The sequence below is a fragment of the Pseudomonas sp. GW821-FHT10B02 genome, from assembly GCF_059415665.1.
The window spans coordinates 104,789-125,354 of the sequence record NZ_JBWKNR010000012.1 but is presented as its reverse complement, the minus strand read 5'-3'; the positions used below and the strand labels follow the sequence as shown (position 1 = coordinate 125,354).

The 20,566-nt window shown below is 60.3% G+C and carries 18 protein-coding genes; 15 read left to right on the top strand and 3 right to left on the bottom strand.

Annotated elements, in window-relative coordinates; all coding sequences use genetic code 11:
- Positions 1-280 precede the first annotated feature (280 nt).
- The 8 genes from rnr (at position 281) to AC07OF_RS18630 (ending at position 9,905) form a co-directional block, all read left to right on the top strand.
- Positions 281-2,872, top strand: coding sequence for a ribonuclease R (rnr, locus tag AC07OF_RS18665; protein ID WP_038615190.1), 2,592 nt, complete (start codon positions 281-283; stop codon positions 2,870-2,872).
- Positions 2,869-3,621, top strand: coding sequence for a 23S rRNA (guanosine(2251)-2'-O)-methyltransferase RlmB (rlmB, locus tag AC07OF_RS18660; RefSeq protein WP_274295969.1), 753 nt, complete (start codon positions 2,869-2,871; stop codon positions 3,619-3,621). Before rnr ends, rlmB begins: the two co-directional genes overlap by 4 nt.
- Positions 3,622-3,904: 283 nt before the next feature.
- Positions 3,905-4,330, top strand: a complete 426-nt coding sequence (rpsF, locus tag AC07OF_RS18655; RefSeq protein ID WP_010221605.1) for a 30S ribosomal protein S6 — start codon at positions 3,905-3,907, stop codon at positions 4,328-4,330.
- A 28-nt stretch (positions 4,331-4,358) separates the two neighbouring features.
- Complete coding sequence (gene rpsR / locus AC07OF_RS18650; RefSeq protein ID WP_009403887.1) at positions 4,359-4,589, top strand: 30S ribosomal protein S18; 231 nt, start codon at positions 4,359-4,361, stop codon at positions 4,587-4,589.
- Between the two features lie 36 nt (positions 4,590-4,625).
- On the top strand, positions 4,626-5,525 hold the full coding sequence (locus tag AC07OF_RS18645; protein ID WP_495073309.1) for a hypothetical protein: 900 nt from the start codon (positions 4,626-4,628) through the stop codon (positions 5,523-5,525).
- A 21-nt stretch (positions 5,526-5,546) separates the two neighbouring features.
- Positions 5,547-5,993, top strand: coding sequence for a 50S ribosomal protein L9 (gene rplI, locus AC07OF_RS18640; RefSeq protein ID WP_010221607.1), 447 nt, complete (start codon positions 5,547-5,549; stop codon positions 5,991-5,993).
- Between the two features lie 110 nt (positions 5,994-6,103).
- Positions 6,104-7,501, top strand: a complete 1,398-nt coding sequence (gene dnaB / locus AC07OF_RS18635; protein WP_038615183.1) for a replicative DNA helicase — start codon at positions 6,104-6,106, stop codon at positions 7,499-7,501.
- A 100-nt stretch (positions 7,502-7,601) separates the two neighbouring features.
- On the top strand, positions 7,602-9,905 hold the full coding sequence (locus AC07OF_RS18630) for a YgiQ family radical SAM protein (protein WP_038615181.1): 2,304 nt from the start codon (positions 7,602-7,604) through the stop codon (positions 9,903-9,905).
- A gap of 127 nt (positions 9,906-10,032) precedes the next feature.
- Here AC07OF_RS18630 and AC07OF_RS18625 read toward each other — a convergent pair whose 3' ends face one another.
- Positions 10,033-10,620 (bottom strand): cytokinin riboside 5'-monophosphate phosphoribohydrolase, encoded by a 588-nt coding sequence (locus AC07OF_RS18625; protein ID WP_038615179.1) that lies wholly within the window; start codon positions 10,618-10,620, stop codon positions 10,033-10,035.
- Between the two features lie 374 nt (positions 10,621-10,994).
- Between AC07OF_RS18625 and azu the strand changes: the two genes are divergently transcribed.
- Positions 10,995-11,441: an azurin gene (gene azu, locus AC07OF_RS18620; protein ID WP_157194414.1), complete on the top strand. Its 447-nt coding sequence runs from the start codon at positions 10,995-10,997 to the stop codon at positions 11,439-11,441.
- Positions 11,442-11,517: 76 nt separating this feature from the next.
- Here azu and nadE read toward each other — a convergent pair whose 3' ends face one another.
- Together nadE and pncB are read right to left on the bottom strand one after the other, a co-directional pair.
- Positions 11,518-12,345: an NAD(+) synthase gene (nadE, locus tag AC07OF_RS18615; protein ID WP_157194413.1), complete on the bottom strand. Its 828-nt coding sequence runs from the start codon at positions 12,343-12,345 to the stop codon at positions 11,518-11,520.
- A 3-nt stretch (positions 12,346-12,348) separates the two neighbouring features.
- A complete protein-coding gene (gene pncB / locus AC07OF_RS18610; RefSeq protein WP_038615173.1) occupies positions 12,349-13,551 on the bottom strand; it encodes a nicotinate phosphoribosyltransferase in 1,203 nt (400 codons plus the stop codon).
- 470 nt (positions 13,552-14,021) lie between these two features.
- Here pncB and AC07OF_RS18605 point away from each other — a divergent pair, with 470 nt between their 5' ends.
- From AC07OF_RS18605 to AC07OF_RS18580, 6 genes are all read left to right on the top strand, one after another.
- Positions 14,022-15,158, top strand: coding sequence for an ABC transporter substrate-binding protein (locus AC07OF_RS18605; RefSeq protein WP_157194412.1), 1,137 nt, complete (start codon positions 14,022-14,024; stop codon positions 15,156-15,158).
- 160 nt (positions 15,159-15,318) lie between these two features.
- The gene (locus AC07OF_RS18600) at positions 15,319-16,233 is read left to right on the top strand and encodes an ABC transporter permease subunit (protein WP_038615169.1); all 915 of its coding nucleotides are present in this window, start codon (positions 15,319-15,321) and stop codon (positions 16,231-16,233) included.
- Positions 16,234-16,235: 2 nt separating this feature from the next.
- Positions 16,236-17,519, top strand: a complete 1,284-nt coding sequence (gene livM / locus AC07OF_RS18595) for a high-affinity branched-chain amino acid ABC transporter permease LivM (RefSeq protein ID WP_191830728.1) — start codon at positions 16,236-16,238, stop codon at positions 17,517-17,519.
- Positions 17,516-18,391, top strand: a complete 876-nt coding sequence (locus AC07OF_RS18590) for an ABC transporter ATP-binding protein (RefSeq protein ID WP_157194410.1) — start codon at positions 17,516-17,518, stop codon at positions 18,389-18,391. The genes livM and AC07OF_RS18590 overlap by 4 nt, the downstream gene beginning before the upstream one ends.
- Positions 18,388-19,104, top strand: a complete 717-nt coding sequence (locus tag AC07OF_RS18585; RefSeq protein WP_157194409.1) for an ABC transporter ATP-binding protein — start codon at positions 18,388-18,390, stop codon at positions 19,102-19,104. The genes AC07OF_RS18590 and AC07OF_RS18585 overlap by 4 nt, the downstream gene beginning before the upstream one ends.
- Positions 19,105-19,778: 674 nt before the next feature.
- Positions 19,779-20,546, top strand: coding sequence for an SDR family oxidoreductase (locus AC07OF_RS18580; protein ID WP_038615160.1), 768 nt, complete (start codon positions 19,779-19,781; stop codon positions 20,544-20,546).
- Positions 20,547-20,566: the final 20 nt, after the last annotated feature.

Genomic DNA, 20,566 nt, shown 5'->3' with positions numbered 1-20,566 from the left:
TCACCATCTGGGCATTTCGCTGAGGTCACATGATGCTTCACATCAGGCTGCATCTCAACTATAACGACGCTGCCCGTCGTTGTGGTGCGCACTATACGGATGCCTCTGAGAGCTGTAAAGCCCCGTTCAGAAAAAATCTTAAAATTTTCAAGTCATTGTTCCTTATGATGGTTTTGGCAGCATCCAGGGGGCTCTGAGAGGGCTGTCCAAGCCTGAAATTTCCGGTTTCAATACGCCTATGCCAAACTAACCCTTATATAGACAAGGTGAACCCCTCCTAATGGCCGATTGGCAGACCCTCGATCCCGAGGCCGCTCGTGAAGCGGAAAAATACGAAAACCCTATTCCTAGCCGTGAGCTGATCCTGCAGCGTCTGGACGAGCGCGGCTCGCCGGCTGCCCGTGAGCAACTGGTCGAAGAGTTCGGTCTTACCACCGAAGACCAGATCGAAGCCCTGCGCCGCCGCCTGCGCGCGATGGAACGCGACGGTCAGCTGATCTATACCCGGCGCGGCACGTATGCCCCGGTAGACAAGCTCGACCTGATCCTCGGCCGCATTGCCGGCCACCGCGACGGCTTCGGTTTCCTGATCCCGGATGACGGCAGCGACGACCTGTTCCTCAGCCCGGCACAAATGCGCCTGGTGTTCGATGGCGACCGTGCCCTGGCCCGTGTTTCCGGTCTGGACCGTCGCGGTCGCCGCGAAGGCGTAGTGGTCGAAGTGATCTCGCGTGCCCACGAAACCATCGTTGGCCGCTATTTCGAAGAAGGCGGTATCGGCTTCGTTACCCCGGACAACCCCAAGGTTCAGCAGGAAGTGCTGATCACCCCGGGTCGTAACGGCGGGGCGAAGATCGGTCAGTTCGTCGAGGTGAAGATCACCCACTGGCCAACCCCGCGCTTCCAGCCCCAGGGCGATGTCACCGAAGTGATCGGCAACTACATGGCGCCGGGCATGGAAATCGATGTTGCCTTGCGCAGCTACGACATTCCCCACGTCTGGCCAGAAGCCGTGATCAAGGAAGCACGCAAGCTCAAGCCGGAAGTCGAAGAGAAGGACAAAGAGCATCGCGTCGACCTGCGCCATCTGCCGTTCGTCACCATCGACGGCGAAGATGCCCGCGACTTCGACGATGCGGTGTACTGCGAGAGCCTGGGCAAACTGCGCCTGTTCTCCGGTGGCTGGCGCCTGTACGTGGCGATCGCCGACGTTTCCAGCTACGTGCGCCTGGGCTCGGCCCTGGATGCCGAAGCCCAGGTGCGTGGCAACTCGGTGTACTTCCCCGAGCGCGTCATTCCGATGCTGCCCGAAGAACTCTCCAACGGCTTGTGCTCGCTGAACCCGCACGTCGACCGGCTGGCGATGGTCTGCGAAATGACCATCAACAAGTCCGGGCAGATGGTCGATTACCAGTTCTACGAAGCGGTGATCCACTCCCACGCGCGCCTGACCTACAACAAGGTCAGCAGCATGCTCGAGCATGCGCGTACCCGTGAAGGCAAAGCCCTGCGCGAGCAGTACAGCGAAGTGGTGCCGGACCTCAAGCAGCTCTATGCCCTGTACAAGGTGCTGTTGGCGGCCCGTCATACCCGTGGCGCGATCGACTTCGAAACCCAGGAAACCCGGATCATCTTCGGTTCCGAGCGCAAGATCGCCGAAATCCGGCCGACCGTGCGCAACGACGCCCACAAGCTGATCGAGGAATGCATGCTGGCGGCCAACGTGGCCACCGCCGAGTTCCTCAAGAAGCACGAAATTCCGGCCCTGTACCGTGTTCACGACGGTCCGCCGCCGGAGCGCCTGGAAAAACTGCGCGCCTTCCTCGGTGAGCTGGGGTTGTCGTTGCACAAAGGCAAAGACGGTCCGTCGCCGAAGGATTACCAGGCGCTGCTGGCAGGCATTGCCGGTCGTCCGGACTTCCACCTGATCCAGACCGTGATGCTGCGTTCCCTGAGTCAGGCGGTGTACAGCGCCGACAACAACGGCCACTTCGGCTTGAACTACGAGGCGTACACCCACTTCACCTCGCCGATTCGCCGTTACCCGGACCTGCTGACCCACCGGGCGATCCGCAGCGTGATCCGTTCGCGTCAGGAAACCCCGCACGTCAAGCGCGCCGGTGCCATGAGCATTCCAAAGGCACGCATCTACCCGTACGACGAGGCGACTCTGGAACAGCTCGGCGAGCAGTGCTCGATGAGCGAGCGACGGGCCGACGAGGCCACTCGCGACGTGGTCAACTGGCTCAAGTGCGAGTACATGAAAGACCGCGTCGGCGAGAGCTTCCCGGGTGTGATCACCGCGGTGACCGGCTTTGGTCTGTTCGTCGAGCTGACCGACATCTACGTCGAAGGCATGGTGCATGTCAGTGCTCTGCCGGGCGATTACTACCACTTCGACCCTGTGCATCATCGCCTGGCCGGTGAACGTACCGGTCGCAGCTTCCGCCTCGGTGACACGGTTGAAGTTCGGGTAATGCGCGTCGACCTCGAGCAGCGCAAGATCGACTTCGAGATGGCCGAGAACACCCTGAAGGCGCCGATTGGCCGCAAGCAGCGGTCTGAAGGCGTGCGTCCGCAGGATGGCAAGGCTGTGCCGGTGCTCGACAAGGCCGAAGTGACCAAGGCCGAGCCTGCGCGCCGGAGCAAAAAGAACGAAACCGCCGAAGCTTACTTCCCTTCACATGCCGCGGCGAAGAACGCCGAAGTGCGTAAAAGCCGGGAAATGAAGAAGGCGCTGATGTCCGATGCCAAGCACGCCAGCGGCAAGCCGGCTTCCAAAGGCGGCAAGTCGTCGGAGAAACCCAGCAAGCATCGCAAGGGGCCGCCAAAAGCCGGCTCTGGATCACGTAAACCCAAGGCCAAGTCATGAGTCAGTTGGAAAAAATCTACGGCGTTCACGCCGTAGAAGCCCTGTTGCGTCATCACCCCAAGCGGGTCAAGCAGATCTGGTTGTCGGAGGGGCGTAGCGACCCGCGCGTGCAGGTCATTGTCGACCTGGCCGGGCAGAACCGGGTTGCCGTCGGCCAGGCCGAGCGTCGTGAAATGGACGCCTGGGTTGAGGGCGTGCACCAGGGTGTTGTGGCTGAGGTCAGTCCGAGCCAGGTGTGGGGCGAGGCGATGCTTGAAGAGCTGCTTGATCGCAGCGAAGGCGCGCCGCTGATTCTGGTGCTCGACGGTGTGACCGACCCGCACAACCTCGGTGCCTGCCTGCGTACCGCCGATGCCGCCGGTGCCCTGGCGGTGATCGTGCCTAAAGACAAGTCGGCCACCCTGACGCCGGCAGTGCGCAAGGTTGCCTGCGGCGCTGCCGAGGTAATCCCGCTGGTCGCTGTGACCAACCTGGCGCGCACCCTGGAGAAACTCCAGCAGCGTGGCCTGTGGGTTGTCGGCACCGCTGGCGAAGCCGAGCAGGAGCTGTACCAGCAAGACCTGACCGGACCGACCATCCTGATCATGGGTGCCGAAGGCAAGGGCATGCGCCGCCTGACCCGTGAGCACTGTGACTTTCTGGTCAAGCTGCCGATGGCTGGTAGCGTCAGCAGCCTGAACGTGTCGGTGGCGACTGGCGTGTGCCTGTTCGAAGCCGTTCGTCAGCGTAACGCCAAAGCCAAAGGTTGATCTTCCCGGGGCTGCTTTTGCAGCCCATCGCCGGCAATGCCGGCTCCCACAAGAATGGGCTGCACCTGACCTTGTGGGAGCCGGCATTGCCGGCGATAGCATCTACGCGGTGCTGCTCAATAATTCACCAATTCCCTTGCTTGTCCCCCGGCGCTTCTCTACAATTGCGCCCCTTGCCATGTTGGCAGGCGTTCACGCGCCTTCACCCAAGGCAAGACATACAGTGTCATTCACTCCTTGTCTGACCACTCTGGTGGCAGACTACAACCCGTAAGGAGCATTCATGCGTCATTACGAAATCATCTTTCTGGTCCACCCTGACCAGAGCGAGCAAGTCGGCGGCATGGTTGAGCGTTACACCAAGCTGATCGAAGAAGACGGCGGCAAGATCCACCGTCTGGAAGACTGGGGCCGTCGTCAACTGGCCTACGCAATCAACAATGTTCACAAGGCTCACTACGTGATGCTGAACGTTGAGTGCACCGGCAAGGCCCTGGCCGAGCTGGAAGACAACTTCCGCTACAACGATGCCGTGATCCGTAACCTGGTCATCCGTCGCGACGAAGCCGTCACCGGCCAGTCCGAGATGCTCAAGGCTGAAGAAAACCGCAGTGAGCGCCGTGAGCGTCGCGACCGTCCTGAGCATGCTGACAGCGCCGATGGCGACGACAGCAATGACAGCGACAACAGCGATAACGCTGACGAGTAATCCACGGACCTTTTGAGGAGCCTATTACATGGCACGTTTCTTCCGTCGTCGTAAATTCTGCCGCTTCACTGCTGAAGACGTGAAAGAGATCGATTACAAAGATCTCAACACCCTGAAAGCTTACGTATCCGAAACCGGCAAGATCGTTCCAAGCCGTATCACCGGTACCAAAGCTCGTTATCAGCGTCAGCTGGCTACCGCTATCAAGCGCGCCCGCTTCCTGGCCCTGCTGCCCTACACCGACAGCCACGGCCGCTGAGACCGGGTCGTCGACAAGTAGCAAAGGATAAAATGCATGCGCGCCTTAGCTGATTTCATCATGCGCGGTCGCGTGCAGGCCACCCTGGTGGTGGTGGGTTGTGCGGCGTTGCCGCTGTTGTTCTGGTTGAGTGCCGCCGCCGGGAGCCTGGTGTTCCTGCGGCGCGGTTTCAAGGACGCCTCCGGAGTCCTCGCCTGGGCATTATTGCCGGCGTTGGCCTGGTGGTTCTTCGGCGAGCCGCGCACCTTGATGGTGTTGCTGGGGACGCTGGGGCTGGCTGCGCTGTTGCGCGCCGGCCAATCCTGGAACCGGGTGCTGTTGTTCAGCATTGCCATGGGCCTGGTGTATGGCGTGGTTCTGGGTTCGGTGTTCCGCGAACCGATCGAAGCTCTGGCTGGAGCGCTTGAAAAAGCCCTGCCGCAGATGCTCGACGGTCTCTACCAGCAGTTGTCGGTAGAGGAGCAGGCCCGCCTGGGCAGCCTGATCGCACCGGTGCTCAACGGCCTCATAGCGGCATTGTTGCAAGCCGTCAGTGTGCTGGCCCTGATGTTGGGTCGTTACTGGCAGGCAGTGTTGTATAACCCGGGAGGTTTTGGTCGCGAGTTTCAAGCGGTCAGGCTTCCCCTGGTGCCGACGCTGGTACTGGTGGTGCTCATGCTGGTGGGACCGAATTTCGGTCCTGAACTGGCGATGTTGACGCCCCTGTGCAGCGTACCGCTGATGTTTGCAGGGCTCGCCCTGATGCATGGGCTGGTGGCACAAGGTCGACTGGGCAAGTTCTGGTTGGTCGGGATGTACGTGACACTGCTGCTGTTCATGCAGCTGACTTATCCGTTGCTCGTGGTTTTGGCCATTGTCGACAGCCTGATTGATTTTCGCGGTCGCAAGGTACCCCCGAAAGGTGCCGATAACGATTCCGCGAACGGTGAAGGTTAAAAGTTAAGAGGTTATTACCAAATGGAACTGATCCTGCTGGAAAAAGTCGCCAACCTGGGCAACCTGGGCGACAAGGTAAATGTTAAGGCCGGTTACGGTCGTAACTTCCTGCTGCCATTCGGCAAAGCCACCGCTGCTACCGCTGCCAACCTGGCTGCGTTCGAAGAGCGTCGTGCTGAGCTGGAAAAAATCGCTGCAGAGAAAAAAGCTTCGGCTGAAACTCGCGCTGCCCAACTGGCTGAGCTGGAAGTGACCATCACTGCCACCGCCGGTGACGAAGGCAAGCTGTTCGGTTCGATCGGCACCCACGACATCGCTGACGCCCTGACCGCCTCTGGCGTTGAAGTGGCCAAAGCTGAAGTTCGTCTGCCGAACGGCACCATCCGTAACGTCGGCGAATACGACGTTGCCGTGCACCTGCACAGCGACGTTGAAGCCACCGTTCGCGTGGTTGTTGTCGCAGCCTAAGCTGGACCAATCGGCTGGCACCCTGAGTGCCAGCCGGTTAACATCGGGCACGATCCTGCTTTGCAGGTCGTGCCCTTTGTCTTTTTCATCACCCTGATTCCTGCGTGGCCATGAACGAGATAACCGCCCCCGAGCAATATGATCTGCAAACCTCTGCCCTGAAGGTGCCGCCGCATTCCATCGAGGCCGAACAGGCCGTGCTCGGTGGCCTGATGCTGGACAACAACGCCTGGGAGCGAGTGCTCGATCAAGTCTCCGACGGCGATTTCTACCGGCATGACCACCGTCTGATCTTCCGTGCCATCCACAAGCTCGCCGACCAGAACGCCCCGTTCGACGTGGTGACCCTGCACGAGCAGCTGGACAAGGAAGGCCTGAGCTCGCAAATCGGCGGTCTGGGTTACTTGGGCGAACTGGCCAAGAACACCCCGTCGGTGGCCAACATCAAGGCCTATGCGGCGATCATCCGCGAGCGGGCGACCCTGCGTCAGCTGATCAGCATCAGCAACGAGATCGCCGACAGCGCCTTCAACCCCCAGGGGCGTAACGCCGCCGAGATTCTCGATGAGGCCGAACGGCAGATCTTCCAGATCGCCGAAGCACGGCCGAAAACCGGCGGCCCGGTGGGCGTCAACGACCTGCTGACCAAGGCCATCGACCGTATCGACACGCTGTTCAATACCGACAGCGCGATCACCGGCCTGTCCACCGGCTACACCGACCTCGACGAGAAGACCAGTGGCCTGCAGCCGGCCGACCTGATCATCGTCGCCGGCCGTCCATCCATGGGTAAGACCACCTTCGCCATGAACCTGGTGGAGAACGCCGTGTTGCGCAGCGACAAGGCGGTACTGGTGTACTCCCTGGAGATGCCAGGTGAATCGCTGATCATGCGTATGCTCTCGTCCCTGGGCCGTATCGACCAGACCAAGGTGCGCTCCGGTCAGCTCGAAGACGACGACTGGCCGCGCCTGACCTCGGCGGTCAACCTGCTCAACGACCGCAAGCTGTTCATCGACGATACCGCCGGCATCAGCCCGTCGGAAATGCGCGCGCGTACCCGTCGCCTGGTACGTGAGCACGGCGAAGTCGGCCTGATCATGATCGACTACCTGCAGCTGATGCAGATCCCGGGCTCCAGCGGTGACAACCGCACCAACGAGATTTCCGAGATCTCCCGCTCGCTCAAGGCCCTGGCCAAAGAGTTCAACTGCCCGGTGGTAGCCCTGTCGCAGCTCAACCGTTCCCTCGAACAGCGGCCGAACAAGCGCCCGGTGAACTCCGACTTGCGTGAATCGGGTGCGATCGAGCAGGACGCCGACGTGATCATGTTCGTTTACCGCGACGAGGTCTATCACCCGGAAACCGAGCACAAAGGCATTGCCGAAATCATTATCGGCAAACAGCGGAACGGCCCGATCGGCTTTATCCGCCTGGCCTTCATCGGTAAGTACACGCGCTTCGAAAACCTCGCGCCGGGTAGTTACAACTTCGACGACGACGAATAAGGCTAAATGACCTATTCCGACCTTTAACGTCGGAATTGGTCAATTTTTGTGCTATATTCCGCGCCCGCGATTTTTCATCGATTAGCTACCGGTCACTGACATGCAAGCAGCCAAACCACTTTTCGACTATCCCAAGTACTGGGCCGAATGCTTCGGACCAGCGCCTTTCCTGCCGATGAGCAGGGAGGAGATGGATCAGCTCGGCTGGGATTCCTGCGACATCATCATCGTGACCGGCGACGCCTACGTCGACCATCCGTCGTTCGGCATGGCGATCATCGGCCGTCTGCTGGAAGCCCAGGGCTTTCGCGTCGGCATCATTGCCCAGCCGAACTGGCAGTCCAAAGACGACTTCATGAAGCTTGGCGAGCCGAACCTGTTCTTCGGCGTCGCGGCCGGCAACATGGACTCGATGATCAACCGTTACACCGCCGACAAGAAGATCCGCTCCGACGACGCCTACACCCCGGGCGGTCTGGCCGGCAAGCGTCCGGACCGTGCCAGTCTGGTCTACAGTCAGCGCTGTAAAGAGGCCTACAAGCATGTGCCGATCGTTCTTGGCGGCATCGAGGCTTCCCTGCGCCGTATCGCCCACTACGATTACTGGCAGGACAAGGTTCGCCATTCGATCCTGATCGATGCCTGCGCCGATATCCTGCTGTACGGCAACGCCGAGCGGGCCATCGTTGAAGTGGCTCAGCGCCTGGCGTTTGGTGAGAAGATCGAAGACATTACCGACATTCGCGGTACTGCATTCATTCGTCGTGACACGCCGCAAGGCTGGTACGAAGTCGACTCCACGCGTATCGACCGTCCGGGCAAGATCGACAAGATCATCAACCCGTACGTCAACACCCAGGACACCCAGGCCTGCGCCATCGAGCAGGAGAAGGGCCCGGTCGAAGACCCGAACGAAGCCAAGGTCGTGCAGATTCTGGCCAGCCCGCGCATGACCCGTGACAAGACGGTGATTCGCCTGCCATCGTTCGAGAAGGTGCGCGGCGACGCGGTGCTCTATGCCCACGCCAACCGCGTGCTGCACCTGGAAACCAACCCGGGCAACGCCCGTGCCCTGGTGCAAAAGCACGGCGAAGTGGACGTCTGGTTCAACCCGCCACCCATCCCGATGACCACTGAAGAAATGGACTACGTGTTCGGCATGCCCTATGCGCGCATCCCGCACCCGGCGTATGGCAAGGAGAAAATCCCGGCCTACGACATGATCCGTTTCTCGGTGAACATCATGCGTGGCTGCTTCGGTGGCTGCACCTTCTGCTCGATCACCGAGCACGAAGGGCGGATCATCCAGAACCGCTCGCACGAGTCGATCATTCGCGAAATCGAAGAGATTCGCGACAAAGTGCCTGGCTTTACCGGTGTCATTTCCGACCTCGGTGGCCCGACCGCGAACATGTACCGTATCGCCTGCAAGAGCCCCGAGATCGAATCGGCGTGCCGCAAGCCATCGTGCGTGTTCCCGGGGATTTGCCCGAACCTGAACACCGATCACTCCGCGCTGATCAAGTTGTACCGCAGTGCGCGTGCCTTGCCGGGGGTGAAGAAGATCCTCATCGCCTCGGGCCTGCGCTATGACCTGGCGGTGGAATCGCCGGAGTACGTCAAGGAACTGGTGACCCACCACGTTGGCGGCTACCTGAAGATTGCCCCGGAGCACACCGAGGAAGGCCCGCTGAATCAGATGATGAAGCCGGGCATCGGTAGCTACGACCGCTTCAAGCGCATGTTCGAGAAGTACTCCAAGGAAGCGGGCAAAGAGCAGTACCTGATCCCGTACTTCATCGCCGCGCACCCGGGCACCACCGACGAAGACATGATGAACCTGGCCCTGTGGCTCAAGGGCAACGGCTTCCGTGCCGACCAGGTGCAGGCGTTCTACCCGTCGCCGATGGCCTCGGCCACGGCCATGTACCACTCGGGCAAGAACCCGCTGCGCAAGGTCACGTACAAGAGCGACCCGGTGACCATCGTCAAGAGCGAGCAGCAGCGCCGTCTGCACAAGGCCTTCCTGCGCTATCACGATCCGAAGGGCTGGCCGATGCTGCGTGAAGCGCTGGAACGCATGGGCCGTGCCGACCTGATCGGCCCGGGCAAGCACCAGCTGATTCCGCTGCACCAGCCTGCCACCGACAGCTACCAGAGTGCCCGGCGCAAGAACTCGACGCCGGCGGGCAGCCACAAGGTGGCCAAAGAGCAGAAGATCCTCACCCAGCACACCGGCTTGCCGCCACGTGGCAGCGACGGTTCCAATCCGTGGGACAAGCGCGAACAGGCCAAGGCCGCGGCCTTTGCCCGCAACCAGCAGGCAGCCAAGGAGCGCAAGGAAGCCGCCAAGGGCGGCAAGGGCAAGAAGAAGCCCGCGCGCCAGCCGGTTCTGCCGCGGTGATCTGACCTGCTCTGTGGGAGCCAGCCTTGCTGGCGATGCCCGGCGCAGCCGGGCCAGGGGCGCTACGCGCCCCATCGCCGGCAAGGCCGGCTCCCACAAATAAGCAAGTGACAGACAGTTGCTCCCACTAGTCAGGCTTTTTGTCGACCCATTTGGGCAGTACCGGTGCCTGGTAACTGTCCATGGCATCCAGCAGTTCGGCAGGGCTATCGGCCAATCGCAGCATGGCGCGATGCTGTGGGCGTACGAAGCCTTCTTCCACCACGTGGTCGAGGAAGCTGCCCAGCTTGCTGTAGAAACCGTTGACGTCGAGCAGCCCCAGCGGCTTGGCGTGATATCCCAGCTGGCCCCAGGTCCAGACTTCGAACAGTTCCTCCAGAGTACCCAGGCCGCCGGGCAGGGCAACGAAGGCATCGCTCAACTCGGCCATGCGTGCTTTGCGCGCGTGCATGCCATCGACGACTTCCAGGCGGGTCAGGCCGCTGTGGCCGACTTCGGCATCTTTCAGGGCCTGGGGGATGATACCGATCACTTCACCACCGGCGGCCATGGCCGCATCGGCAACGATACCCATCAGGCCGACGGCACCACCGCCATAGACCAGGGTCAGGCCGCGCTGGGCGATGGCCTGGCCGAGGGCGATGGCGGCTTCCCGGTAAGCTGGGTTGACGCCGGTGCTGGCGCCACAGAACACACAAACGGAACGTACTGGCATTGCTTCTCTCCGGTTACAAGCGGACACAGAGTAAGCGGCTGGCCGGTAGCTTCCAAGTCGGTAATGTGGCATTAACTGCAGGTTGCCCGTTATTCCGGTCGGGCAAACTCGCAGGTCGTGCCGCTGGCACCACAGGCGTAGGCGGCCAGCAGGCTGTTCATCAAGCTACCAAGGGACATGTTTTCTGCTCCTGAATGAGAGGTTGTCTCATCGTCCATTAATGGAGCATGATGTGCACTTTGATTGGCTGTATACAATCGATAGAACAATTCTACTGTCTGGCCCTTGGCCAGCCCCTTGATTCATATCAGGGAAAGGCTGAAGGGATTCAGGCAGTCTGCAAACTGATCAAAACCCTGCCAAGGAGATTCACGATGTTTGCCAAAGTTGTAGCCGTATCCTTGCTGACCCTCGCCAGCACTCAGGTATTTGCCGCCGAGTGCAAGGTTACCGTCGACTCCACCGACCAGATGTCCTTCAACACCAAGGCCATCGAAATCGACAAGAGCTGCAAGACTTTCACCGTTGAACTGACTCACTCCGGTTCCTTGCCGAAGAACGTCATGGGCCACAACCTGGTGATCAGCAAAGAAGCTGACATGCAGCCGATCGCGACCGACGGTCTGAGCGCGGGTATCGACAAGAGCTACTTGAAAGATGGCGACACGCGCATCATCGCTCACACCAAAGTGATCGGCGCGAAGGAAAGCGACTCGGTGACCTTCGATGTGTCCAAGCTGGATGCGAACGAGAAGTACGGTTTCTTCTGCTCGTTCCCAGGCCACATCTCGATGATGAAAGGCACTGTTACTCTGAAGTAATGCGTAGCCTGTAAATCGCGGGGCAAGCCCGCTCCCACAGACAATGTGTGGGAGCGGGCTTGCCCCGCGATGCATTTCAGGGCGCGAAAGGCATCTCGCGCTTGTGCTGGGTCTTGCGGTAGGTGCCAGTGATGATGTCGAACGCTTCCTGGCTCACCGGCTCGCCATGCAGGAAGGCATCGATCTGCGCATAGGTTACGCCATGCGACGCCTCGTCCGGCTTGCCCGGGGCCAGGTCTTCCAGGTCCGCAGTCGGCACTTTCTCCACCAGTGATTCCGGGGCGCCAAAGCTGCGCGCGATTGCCCGAACCTGGTTCTTCACCAACCCGCTCAGGGGCGCCAGGTCGCAGGAACCATCACCGAACTTGGTAAAGAAGCCCATCACCGCTTCGGCGGCGTGGTCGGTGCCGATCACCAGGCCCTGGCGAGCGCCGGCGATGGTGTATTGAGCGACCATGCGCATGCGTGCCTTGGTATTGCCGACGACGAAATCGACCATCGCCGGCTGACCGTTCTCGAGCGCCTGCACCTCTTTGGCCAGCGCCTGTACCGCCGGGGCAATGTTCACCGTGTGCAGTTCATCCGGCTTGATCACTTCCAGACAAGCCTGGGCGTCATGCTCATCCTGCTGGACGTGGTAGGGCAGGCGCACGGCGATGAAGCGGTACTGCTCATCACCGGTCTCGCTACGCAGCTCATTGATCGCCCGTTGCGCCAGCAGGGCAGCGGTCAGCGAATCGACACCGCCACTGATACCCAGCACCAGGGTTTTCAGGCGGGCATTGTTCAGGCACTGCTTGATGAAGGCCACGCGCCGGGTCACTTCGGCATCGAGCGCGGCGCGGTCGGCGAACGGCGGCTGGACCTTGAGCGCTTGCGCAATCTCTCGCTGGACAGCTTGCATGAATTACTCCTTGGGCACTTTGAAGACGTGGCGCAGGTAGGCGACGAAGTTTTCGTCGCGGCATTGGGTCTTGGCTGCCTCGTCGGAAATCTTGGCGACAGGCTGGCCGTTGCAGTCGGTCATTTTAAGCACGATGTTCATCGGCGCCACCCCCGGGATGTCACAGGTCAGGTTGGTGCCAATGCCGAAGCTGACGTTGATCCGTCCGCGCAGGGCACGGAAGATCTCCAGTGACTTGGTCAGGTTCAGGCCATCGGAGAACACCAGGGTCTTGGTCATCGGGTCGATGCCGAGCTTGCGGTAGTGGGCGATGGCTTTTTCCGCCCAGCGCACCGGGTCGCCCGAGTCATGGCGCAGGCCGTCGAACAGCTTGGCGAAGAACAGGTCGAAATCGCCGAGGAAGGCATCCATGGTGATGCAGTCGGTCAAGGCGATGCCGAGCAGGCCGCGGTACTCGCGGACCCAGCAGTCGAGGGCGGCGATCTGGCTGTCGATCAAGCGTGGTCCCAGCTGCTGGTGGGCCATGATCCACTCGTGGGCCATGGTCCCCAAGGGCTTGATATCCAGCTTTCGTGCCAGGTGCACGTTACTGGTGCCGACGAAGCGCGCGGGGAAATCTTCCTTGAGCACCCGCACGACCTCTTCCTGGACCTTGTAGGAGAAGCGTCGGCGGGTGCCGAAGTCGGCCACTTGCAATTCAGCCAGCTCATCGCTGCTGGCGTGGGCCTTGAGCCAGTCGAACTTGCGGTAGAGCTGGTCGCGCGCTTCGCTGAGTTTGACCTGGGGATAGCGCTGGCGGTTGCGCACTTCGCTGATGATCGCCAGCAGCGGCACCTCGAAGAGGATCACGTGCAGCCACGGGCCACGCAGACGCAGGTACAGCTCATCGTTTTCGATGCCCAATTGCAGGTAGCGCAAATTGAAGCGAAACAGGCCGAGAAAACGCAGGAAGTCCGGCTTTATGAAGCTGATCTGTTCGAGAAAACCCAATTGGCCATTGGCCAGACTCAGTTCGCACAGCTTGTCGATCTGTTCGCGTATCTGCGCCAGATAGGGGCGCAGGTCTTCGCCGTTGCGGCAGCGAAACTCCCATTCGACGTCGACGTTGGGATAGTTGTGCAGCACGGCCTGCATCATGCTCAGCTTGTAGAAATCCGTGTCGAGCAGGTTCTGCACGATGCGATCGGCGAAGGCGCTCTCGCTCATAAGGGGCTCCGTAAGGGGCGCGCGCCATCAATTGCCAGCAACGACGCACAGACCTCGCCATTGTGCCAGCCTTTTTCCGTAGGTGGGCAGGCACGCCTCGGGTACATCGGTAGCAGCCTACAGGTAGCGGCGCTTTCCCGAGTCAGCGGCTAGCCTGTAGTGGTGCCCGCTGTAGCAGTCGCGCACCAAGGATGTGCAGTTCGGTTACGCATCCTGTTACAGGCTGGTTGCACGTAAACACTTGCCGGGGTTGCAATGATGGCACTTGGTGGTTGCTCTTCTTCTCCTGGTGCGGTGGCGCTTAGCTTGCCGCAGACGGTTGCACAGCCAGTAAAAAAAGGACGCGGCCCAGGCCCTGGCAACTTCTTCACGCGTTTTTCCAGAATAAAAATCCAATGGCACGGCCCTTGCTCAGAGCAATTGCTGAAAGTTGTAGTGCCAATCAAAAAAACTCCAAGGAGCACCACCTCATGTCGCAGACGTTTTACAAGAAAGGCTTTCTGGCCCTTGCCGTGGCTACGGCGCTGGGTGTTTCTTCGTATGTTCAGGCCGACATCAAGATCGGCGTAGCAGGGCCGATGACCGGTCCCAGCGCAGCGTTTGGCGAGCAGTACATGAAAGGTGCACAGGCGGCGGCGGATGCCATCAATGCCGCGGGCGGTGTCAACGGCGAGAAGATTGTTCTGGTGGCAGGTGACGATGCCTGTGAACCGAAGCAAGCCGTGGCCGTAGCCAACCGTCTGGTTGACCAGGAAAAGGTCGCCGGGGTGGTCGGGCACTTCTGCTCGTCCAACACCATTCCGGCTTCAGAGGTCTATGACGAAGCCGGGATCATTGCTATCACCCCAGGCTCGACCAACCCGCAAGTTACCGAGCGCGGCTTGACCGCCATGTTCCGTATGTGCGGGCGTGACGACCAGCAAGGCATCGTCGCCGGCGACTACATCGTCGACGTGCTCAAGGGCAAGAAAGTCGTGGTGCTGCACGACAAGGACACCTACGGCCAGGGCCTGGCGGATGCAACCAAAGCCCAGCTGGCCAAGCGTGGCGTAACCCCGGTGCTGTATGAAGGTCTGACCCGTGGCGAGAAGGACTTCAGCGCCGTGGTCACCAAGATCCGCGGAGCGGGTGCCGACGTCGTCTACTTCGGTGGGCTGCATCCGGAAGCAGGTCCACTGGTCCGTCAATTGCGTGAGGCGGGTCTGAAGGACGTCAAGTTCATGTCCGATGACGGCATCGTCACTGACGAGCTGGTCACCACCGCCGGTGGCGCACAGTACGTCGATGGCGTGTACATGACCTTCGGCGCCGACCCACGCCTGCTGCCTGACAGCAAGGCGGTAGTGGATGCCTTCCGCAAGACCGGCTATGAACCTGAGGGCTACACCCTGTACGCCTATGCATCGCTGCAGGCCCTGGCCGCAGGCTTCAACGGCGCCAAGTCGAACAAGGGCGAGGACGCTGCCAAGTGGCTCAAGGCCAATCCGGTGAAAACCGTGATGGGTGAGAAGACCTGGGACAGCAAGGGCGACCTGAAAGTCTCTGACTACGTGGTCTATCAGTGGGACAAGGACGGCAAGTACCACCAACTGGAAAAACAAAAATAACAACGGTATCCGACCCGGGCCTGTGCCCGGGTCGCTACCCGGTTTTGCGCCGTACCTGTCTTTTCTCGTAGATCTGCACAACCCTGCGCTGCGAGGGCCGCTTCATCCGGGGCTCACCGTAGTCGGCGCTTGTGCAATCTCAAATACGTGAGATTGCGTTATGGATGGTATTTTTCTGCAGCAACTGGTCAACGGGCTGACCCTCGGGTCTGTCTATGGCCTGATCGCCATCGGCTACACAATGGTCTATGGCATTATCGGCATGATCAACTTCGCGCACGGCGAGGTGTATATGATCTCCGCTTACCTGGCGGCGATCAGTCTGGCATTGCTGGCGTACTTCGGTATCGAATCCTTCCCGCTGCTGATGCTCGGGACGCTGATCTTCACTGTCGTGGTAACGGGCGTTTATGGCTGGACCATCGAACGCATCGCCTACAAACCCCTGCGTAACTCCACCCGTCTGGCGCCGCTGATCAGTGCCATCGGTATCTCGCTGATCCTGCAGAACTACGCACAGATCAGCCAGGGTGCACGTCAGCAAGGCATTCCTACCCTGCTCGAAGGCGCCTGGCGCCTGGAAGTGGGCACCGGCTTCGTCCAGCTGACCTACACCAAGATCTTTATCCTGGTTGCCGCGTTCGTCGGCATGGCCGCGCTGACCTACATCATCAAGTTCACCAAGCTGGGGCGCATGTGCCGAGCGACCCAACAGGATCGCAAGATGGCCTCGATCCTCGGTATCAACACTGACCGGGTGATCTCCTACGTGTTCGTCATCGGTGCGGTAATGGCCGCGTTGGCGGGCGTGCTGATCACCATGAACTACGGCACCTTCGACTTCTATGCCGGCTTCATCATCGGCATCAAGGCCTTCACCGCAGCGGTACTGGGTGGCATCGGCTCGCTGCCGGGCGCCATGCTCGGCGGGATCATCCTCGGCATCTCCGAGTCGCTGTTCTCCGGGTTGATCAACTCCGACTACAAAGACGTGTTCAGTTTCTCCTTGCTGGTGCTGATTCTGATCTTCCGTCCCCAAGGCCTGCTGGGTCGCCCACTCGTGGCGAAGGTGTAAGTATGTCTGCTGCCAAATCCGCTTCATTCGATCTAAAACGCAGCCTGATTGACGCAATTCTCGCCGGGCTGATTTCCCTGATTGTCTTCGGGCCCATCGTTGGTGTGGTGCTCGATGGCTACAGCTTCAACATGGAGCCGACCCGCGTGGCCTGGCTGGTGGCCGGGGTCATGGTCGGACGTTTCGTCCTCAGCCTGTTCCTGCAGACCCCCAAAGGCCAGGCGATCCTGCAAGGTTTCGAGGGCAGCGGCTCCGGCGTGCACGTGCTGGCGCCGGACTACAAATCGCGGCTGCGCTGGATCATTCCGGGCCTGATCGTGATCGCCATTGTCTTCCCGTTCTTTGCCAACAAGTACCTGCTGACGGTGGTCATCCTCGGCCTGATCTACGTGTTGCTCGGGCTTGGCCTGAACATCGTGGTAGGCCTGGCCGGCCTGCTCGACCTCGGTTACGTGGCCTTCTACGCCATCGGTGCTTACGGTCTGGCGCTGGGCTACCAGTACCTGGGCCTGGGCTTCTGGACCGTGTTGCCGCTGGCCGCCCTTGCTGCCGCGCTGGCCGGGTGCATATTGGGCTTCCCGGTCCTGCGAATGCACGGTGACTACCTGGCCATCGTGACCCTGGGCTTCGGTGAAATCATTCGCCTGATACTCAACAACTGGCTGTCGTTCACCGGCGGTCCGAACGGCATGCCGGTGCCATCGCCAACCTTCATGGGCCTGGAATTCGGGCGTCGGGCCAAGGATGGCGGGGTGCCGTTCCACGAGTTCTTCGGCATCGACTACAACCCCAACCTGAAATTCCTGTTCATCTACATCGTGCTGTTCCTGGTGGTGCTGGCGGTGCTGTACATCAAGCACCGGCTGACCCGCATGCCGGTCGGCCGCGCCTGGGAAGCGCTGCGCGAAGACGAAATCGCCTGTCGTTCGATGGGCCTGAACCACGTACTGGTCAAACTCTCGGCGTTCACCATCGGTGCTTCGACGGCGGGCCTGGCCGGGGTGTTCTTTGCCAGTTACCAGGGCTTCGTCAACCCGTCCTCATTCACCTTCTTCGAGTCGGCGCTGATCCTCGCCATCGTGGTCCTCGGTGGCATGGGTTCGACGGTCGGTGTGGTGATCGCCGCGTTTGTCCTGACCGTGGCCCCGGAGCTTTTGCGCAGCTTCTCCGAGTACCGGGTGCTGCTGTTCGGCGTACTCATGGTGTTGATGATGATCTGGCGACCGCGCGGGCTGATTCGCATCAGCCGTACCGGTGTAGTTCCGCGTAAAGGAGTAGCGCCATGAGCGATGACGTGATTCTCTCGGTCGACAACCTGATGATGCAGTTTGGCGGGATCAAGGCGCTCAGCGATGTCAGCCTCAAGGTCCGGCGCAACTCGATCTTCGCCTTGATCGGCCCTAACGGCGCGGGCAAGACCACGGTGTTCAACTGCCTGACCGGCTTCTACAAAGCCAGTGGCGGCAAGATCGAACTGAACATGCGCGGTACCCGCACCAACGTGATCCAGCTGCTTGGCGAGCGCTTCCAGCTGGGCGACTTCGTCTCGCCCAAGCGCTTCATCAACCGCCTGCACTACAAGATGTTCGGCGGTACCCACCTGGTCAACCGCGCAGGTCTGGCGCGGACCTTCCAGAACATTCGCCTGTTCCGGGAAATGTCGGTGGTGGAAAACCTGCTGGTGGCCCAGCACATGTGGGTCAACCGCAATCTGCTGTCGGGTGTGCTCAACACCAAGGCGTACCGCAAAGCCGAAAGCGATGCCCTGGACCATGCCTTCTACTGGCTGGAAGTGGTCGACCTGGTCGACTGTGCCAACCGTCTGGCTGGCGAGTTGTCCTACGGCCAGCAACGCCGCCTGGAGATTGCCCGGGCCATGTGCACCCGGCCACAGATCATCTGCCTGGATGAACCGGCGGCAGGCCTCAACCCGCAGGAAACCGAAGCGCTGAGCAAGATGATCCGCGTGCTGCGGGACGAGCACGACATCACCGTGGTGCTGATCGAGCACGACATGGGCATGGTCATGAGCATCTCCGACCATATCGTGGTCCTGGACCACGGCAACGTGATCGCCGAAGGCGCACCGCAGGACATCCGTCATAACCCGACGGTGATTGCGGCTTATCTGGGCGCCGATGAAGAGGAACTGGTATGAGTTCAGCGATCCTCGAAATGAAAGAGATCGATGTGTTCTACGGGCCGATCCAGGCCCTGAAGAAAGTCTCGCTGCACATCAACGAAGGCGAAACGGTGAGCCTGATCGGCTCCAACGGTGCCGGCAAATCGACCCTGCTGATGTCGATCTTCGGGCAGCCGCGGGCGGCGAGCGGGCAGATTGTCTATCGCGGTACTGACATTACCCACAAGTCCTCTCACTACATTGCCTCCAACGGTATCGCCCAGTCACCGGAAGGGCGTCGGGTGTTCCCGGACATGTCGGTGGAAGAGAACCTGATGATGGGCACCATCCCCATCGGGGACAAATTCGCCAACGAAGACATGCAGCGCATGTTCGAGCTGTTTCCACGGCTCAAGGAACGGCGTAATCAGCGCGCCATGACCATGTCCGGTGGTGAGCAGCAAATGCTCGCCATCGCCCGGGCGTTGATGAGCAGGCCCAAGCTGTTGTTGCTCGACGAGCCGTCCCTGGGGCTGGCGCCGATTGTGGTCAAACAGATCTTCGCCACCCTGCGTGAATTGGCACAGACCGGCATGACCATCTTCCTGGTGGAGCAGAACGCCAACCATGCGCTCAAGCTCTCAGACCGCGCCTATGTGATGGTCAACGGCCAGATCCGCATGACCGGCAGCGGGCAGGAACTGTTGGTCAACGAGGAGGTGCGTAACGCTTACCTGGGCGGGCACTGATCCGAGCTGGCAAAAAGGCCCTGCATTGCAGGGCTTTTTTTTTGTCCACAGCTTTGTGGAAAACCTTACGAGCACTTCCTTTGGGGCGCGACACAAAGTCGCTGCAAGCGGATGTTTTTACGTGCATTCGAGTTGTCCACCATTGGTGTGGAAGCGGCTGTGGGTAACTTGGTGGCACCTTGCTGAAAGCCTTTTATTACAAGGCTTTCAGTCGCGTGGTTGTTTTTTGATCAAGTGTTCAGGAAAGATTTTCAGCGGCCGTTGTCAAGTCTTTTGTAGCCAGTGCAACTTGCCTGAAAACCCGGGGAGAAGGCTGTGGATAAGTCTGTGGGCAAGCATTGGAAAGAACGCTGTAAGCGCCGTCGCCGAAGGCCTTGAGCCATCACGGAAATTATCGCCCCCATGCTTCGGGTAGCCCTGAGGTCAATCTGCGCGTCTGTGGTCAAGGAAAATACTTGTCGATACCGCTGAAACAGTCGGATTGCGCGGCGTGGAGTTGCCCCCATTCTTTGTGCAAGAGCCTGTGGATAAGGTGAGCAAAGCTTGCTCCAGGCCATATGGATCAAGGGGTTGGCGCGTTTGGTCGTTTTTTGTACAGTGCATGCATGCTTGCTGGCAGGGTTATCGGCGGGCATTCTGCTGATCCGTGATCTCGACCTTGCAAGGAGTACCCGATGACTTCCACCGTTTTCATCACTGGCGCGACCTCTGGCTTCGGCGAAGCCTGTGCCCGTCGATTTGCCGAAGCTGGCTGGTCGCTGGTGCTGACCGGTCGCCGTCAGGAGCGCCTGGACGCGCTATGTGCAGAGTTGTCGAAGCAGACTGAAGTGCACGGTCTGGTAGTCGATGTGCGTGACCGCAAGGCCATGGAAGCGGCGATTGCCAACCTGCCGCCGTCGTTCGCCAAGTTGCGCGGGCTGATCAACAACGCCGGCCTGGCCCTGGGCGCCGACCCGGCCCCCAAGTGCGACCTGGATGACTGGGAAACCATGGTCGACACCAACATCAAAGGCCTGATGTACAGCACCCGCCTGTTGTTGCCACGGTTGATTGCCCATGGTCGCGGCGCAACCATTCTCAACGTGGGTTCGGTGGCGGGTAACTATCCGTATCCGGGCAGCCATGTGTATGGCGGTACCAAGGCCTTTGTCGGCCAGTTTTCCTTGAGCTTGCGCTGCGACCTGCAAGGCACCGGTGTGCGTGTCAGCAACATCGAGCCAGGCTTGTGTGAAAGCGAGTTTTCCCTGGTGCGCTTTGGTGGTGACCAGGCGCGTTATGACGCTACCTACGCAGGCGCTGAGGCCATCCAGCCGCAGGACATTGCCGAGACCATTTTCTGGATCATGAACCAGCCGGCGCATATCAATATCAACAGCCTGGAGCTGATGCCGGTGAGCCAGGCGTGGGCCGGGTTTTCGATCGATCGTTCTGGCAAGGCTTGAGGGCCAATCGCCGGCAAGGC